6 protein-coding genes are annotated in these 4,043 nt (G+C 64.8%); all 6 read right to left on the reverse strand.

Annotated features, from left to right (window positions below):
- On the reverse strand, nt 1-530 hold a 530-nt coding region (locus A2J02_RS03915; RefSeq protein ID WP_156516073.1), incomplete at its 3' end, for an FAD-binding protein.
- A complete protein-coding gene (locus A2J02_RS03920) occupies nt 527-1,159 on the reverse strand; it encodes a hypothetical protein (protein WP_068047078.1) in 633 nt (210 codons plus the stop codon). The genes A2J02_RS03915 and A2J02_RS03920, both read right to left, overlap by 4 nt.
- A gap of 13 nt (nt 1,160-1,172) precedes the next feature.
- Nucleotides 1,173-1,877, reverse strand: coding sequence for an ABC transporter ATP-binding protein (locus A2J02_RS03925; protein ID WP_068047080.1), 705 nt, complete (start codon nt 1,875-1,877; stop codon nt 1,173-1,175).
- Nucleotides 1,874-2,596: an ABC transporter ATP-binding protein gene (locus tag A2J02_RS03930; RefSeq protein WP_068047082.1), complete on the reverse strand. Its 723-nt coding sequence runs from the start codon at nt 2,594-2,596 to the stop codon at nt 1,874-1,876. Before A2J02_RS03930 ends, A2J02_RS03925 begins: the two co-directional genes overlap by 4 nt.
- Entirely contained in the window at nt 2,593-3,636 is a 1,044-nt protein-coding gene (locus tag A2J02_RS03935; RefSeq protein WP_068047081.1) for a branched-chain amino acid ABC transporter permease, read from the reverse strand. Before A2J02_RS03935 ends, A2J02_RS03930 begins: the two co-directional genes overlap by 4 nt.
- A partial coding sequence (locus tag A2J02_RS03940; protein WP_197477924.1) for a branched-chain amino acid ABC transporter permease occupies nt 3,633-4,043 on the reverse strand: 411 nt, incomplete at its 5' end. The genes A2J02_RS03940 and A2J02_RS03935, both read right to left, overlap by 4 nt.

A 4,043-nucleotide genomic window follows, 5' to 3' on the forward strand; every position in this document is an offset into this window, starting at 1 on the left:
GTGATCGTCACGCCGTCGACGGCCCCGTCGGAATCGACGGACACATCGGTCAGTCGGGCGGGCATCAGCATGTCGATGCGCGGCTCGGCGGCGACCGCTCGCGCGAGGTGCTCGAGCATCCCACTGCCGTGACGGCCTTCGACCGTGTGACAACGCAACTGCGAATGGCCGGGGTATGCGAAATCGGTGACGAGCGTGAGGGGCAGCTGCACGTGATCTGCGAGCCATTCCACCAGCGGCGCACTGACATCGGCGAGGGTGGACGCCAGCCGCAGATCGGCAGTGCCCTTCGTTTTGCGCAGGACGTCGTCCAGGAACTGTTGCGGCGAATCGTCGATTCCGGCCGCTCGCTGCCACCGTGAGCCGGCACCGGGGATCATGGCCGTGGACATCGCCGTGTTGTTGCCCCGCTTGAAGTGCGCACTGGCCTCGACGACCAGCACGTCGAGTCCGAGCTCGGCTGCACGCAGAGCAGCGACGAGGCCACCGCCCGCGCCGGCCACCACCAGGTCGGGTCCGTCTTCGCTCACGGGGAGACCTGCAGCTCGGAACGCAGACCCAGCAGCCGCAACGCCGTGCCGGTCGGGTCCACCACCTGCGGTGACGTCGGTGGATCGACGAGATCGACTGCAGAGCAAGCATTGATGGCGATGGTGCAGCGGAGCTTGCCCGCGTGTTCGGAGACCGCTCTCCCCCAGGTGCCGGTGTCTGCGATGTCGTGCACACCGAGCCCGAGTACTTCGGTGGCCTCGGCGACGATCCCGTAGAACCCGAGTCGGCGGTCCAGCTCTGCGGCGATGGCGTCGTTCCTCGCCAATGCACCGATCCGATGCCCCTGGGAGGCATAGAACGAGGCCGTCAGCCGGGTGAGGCCGTAGAGCGGCCGAGCGAACGAATCCGCTTCCTCGGCGCAGGGGTCGAGCACGCAGTCGGGCAGGAACCCGTCGGCGTGCGTGTCCAGCAGGGAACGAAAGGCCTGTGACAGCACCTGTTCCGACCGTCTGACGTCGAGTTCGGTATCCAGTGCGCTCGGCGCGTCGGGCCCGATATTGCGGAGCTCGACGGTGATCCCCGCGGGCGAAAGGTGGTCGTACCGATCCTGCCGGCGCTGCAGTTCTGCCGCGTCGACGTCGATCGGGGTGAAAGCCAAGAGATGCATGTGAGGTGAACTCCTAAATACCGAGGTAGGCAGCTTTGACCCGCTCGTCGTGTGCCAGTTCGGGCCCGGTGCCGGTCAGCACGATGGACCCGCTCTCGATGACGTAGGCCCGATCGGAGATCGCGAGTGCCTGCGCGGCGTTCTGTTCGACGATCAGTACGGTCACACCCGAGTCGCGGATACGCACGATCGCCTCGAGCACTTGAGCTGCCAGCTTGGGAGCGAGCCCGACGGACGGTTCATCGAGTGTCAGTACTCGCGGCTTGGACATCATGGCGCGGCCGATGGCGAGCATCTGCTGTTGACCGCCGGACATGGTGTCGGCCCGCTGCTCTCGTCGTTCGGCGAGAATGGGGAACAGGGCGTAGACCTGGTCGAGGGATTCCTTCACGCCGCTGCGCTTCTGGGTGTACGCGCCCATCTCGAGGTTGTCGGCCACGGTGAGGCTGCCGAACAACGCCCGATCCTGGGCGACGTGCACCAGCCCGGCTCGCACGATCCGGTCCGCCCGCATCCCGTGAATGGCGTTGCCGTCCAGCATGATTCTGCCGCCGGACGTGGACACCATGCCCGACAGCGCCCGCAGCGTGGTCGTTTTCCCCGCGCCGTTCGCGCCGATCAGGGAGACGATCTCGTGCCGATCGACCGAGAGGTTCACCCCGTGCAGGATCTCCAGCCGACGGTATCCGGCATGCAGGTTGTCGATTTCGAGCATCATGCTGTTTTCTCCTCACCGAGGTATGCCTCGACGACGCGGTCGTCGGCAACCACCGTGCGTGGGTCGCCCGAGGTGAGCACCGCCCCCTCGTGCATGACCACCAGACGTTCGGACAGGGCCATCACCGCAGCCATGATGTGTTCGACGAACAGCACCGTCTGGCCCTGCTGATGCACCGTGCGCAGCAGTTCGATCATCGGCGCCCGCTCGGCCGGGACGAGTCCGGCGAGAACCTCGTCGAGGAGCACGACGCGTGGCTCCATGGCCAGGGCGCGAGCCAGTTCGAGTCTCTTCAATCCTGCCGTCGAGATGGTCGAGACCTTGCCGCCGACCTGATCGGACAGTTGCACGCGGTCGAGGACGTCGAGGGCATGCTGCCGGGCGTCTTTGCGTGACTTGCGCTTCGACAGTGCGGCGATGGTGACGTTCTCGAGCACCGACATCGACTCGAAGGGGCGCATCAACTGGAACGTACGCACCAGCCCGGCGCGCGCGATCTTGCTCGCCGGCCATCCGGTGATGTCCGTACCGTCGAAGATCACTCGGCCTGCTGTCGGGGGCTGCTCACCCGACAGCAGGGAGAACAGGGTCGTCTTGCCTGCCCCGTTGGGGCCGATGATGCCGAGGAATTCGTGCTCGGGCACGTCGAGGCTGACCTCGCGTACCGCGTGGATACCCGAGAAGGATTTGCTCAGGTTCTCGATGGTCAACAAGCTCATCGGTTCCACCTCTCACGGATCGTGCCGAAGATTCCCTTGGGCAGGAAGATCACGATCGCGATCAGAATCACCGAGTACGCGGCGACGTCCAATCCGATTGTTCCCTGCAGGAATTCGAGGAAGGCGGGTGGGTTTCTGAGCAGCTCGTTGATCAACTCCGACAGCGGCCCGATCACGGCGGCACCGATGACCGGGCCCCAGATCGTTCCGATGCCGCCGATGACGGCCGGCACGATCGCTTCGACGGAAACCGCCGAACCGAAGGCCTGCTCGGGACCGACGAAGAAGTAGTACTGCGTGTAGTAGACCCCGGCTACGGCGGTCAGCGCACAACTCGCTGCCACGGCGATCAACCGATACTTCATCGTGTCGATACCGAGCGAGGCTGCAGCGGTCTCGTCGTCGCGGGTGGCCTGGACGAACTGCCCTGCCCGGGAACGGGTGTAGAAGATGGTGCCGAGAACCGCGAGCGTCAGAATGACCAGCGGAATCCAGACGTAATTGGGGCTGCCCTTCTCGAACTGCAGCATCCACCACGAATCACGCGGCAGGATGGGCACATTGAAGCCCTCGGTCTTGTTGAACACCTCGAGGTTCTGCACGAGCAGCAGAAACATCTGTGCGAAGGCGAATGTCGCCAGTGCGAAATACGACCCGGCGAGTCGGTAGCGCAGGCACAGGTAGGCGATGAGTGTGCCCACCGTGGCCGAGAGGACTGCCGCGACCACCATCGAGATCCACGGGGAAATTCCGTGCTCGACCAGAAGATACGCACCGGAGTACGCACCGATTCCGAAGAACGCGGCGTGGCCGAAACTGAACATGCCGCCGAACCCGCTCATGATGTTCCACGCCACGGCCATCACGGCGAAGATGAGCGTGCGCACGGCAACCGTCTGGGCCTGCTCGCCGAGGAGCAGCGGCAATGCCGCCACGACGACGAATCCGATGACCAGCGTGATCAATTGGCGGCGTAGCCACGTGTCCTTCAACCGCGGATCGTGCTGCACCGGTGTGGGTGCGCTTCTTGTCGTAGTCATCGGCGCGCTCCGTACAATCCTTCGGGCTTGAGAAACAGAACGAGAACGAACACCGCGAATACCAGGATCAGCGAACCCGTTCCGGGGAGGTACAGCGCGCCGACGGTCTGCACGAGGCCGATGACGAGGCCACCGACCATGGCTCCGACGACACTTCCGAGCCCGCCGAGAACCACGATGACGAACGCCAGGATGGTGAATTGTTCTCCGACCGACGGCGTCAGGCTGGTGAACGGTGTCATCAACCCTCCGGCTACAGCGACGCAGGCTGCGCCGATACCGAAGGTGAGCGCGTACACCCGACCGATGTCGACGCCGACGAGCTTGGCTCCCTCGGAGTTGGATGCGACTGCGCGGATGGACAATCCGAGCGGCGTCCGCTTCAGTACCGCGGTGAGCGCGACGGC

Origin of the sequence: Rhodococcus sp. EPR-147 (assembly GCF_001647185.1) — a bacterium.
Lineage (GTDB): Bacteria > Actinomycetota > Actinomycetes > Mycobacteriales > Mycobacteriaceae > Rhodococcoides.

Coding starts and splice junctions, on each gene's coding strand:
- A2J02_RS03935 (WP_068047081.1), bottom strand. CDS start 3,636: ATGACTACGACAAGAAGCGCACCCACACCGGTGCAGCACGATCCGCGG.
- A2J02_RS03930 (WP_068047082.1), bottom strand. CDS start 2,596: ATGAGCTTGTTGACCATCGAGAACCTGAGCAAATCCTTCTCGGGTATC.
- A2J02_RS03925 (WP_068047080.1), bottom strand. CDS start 1,877: ATGATGCTCGAAATCGACAACCTGCATGCCGGATACCGTCGGCTGGAG.
- A2J02_RS03920 (WP_068047078.1), bottom strand. CDS start 1,159: ATGCATCTCTTGGCTTTCACCCCGATCGACGTCGACGCGGCAGAACTG.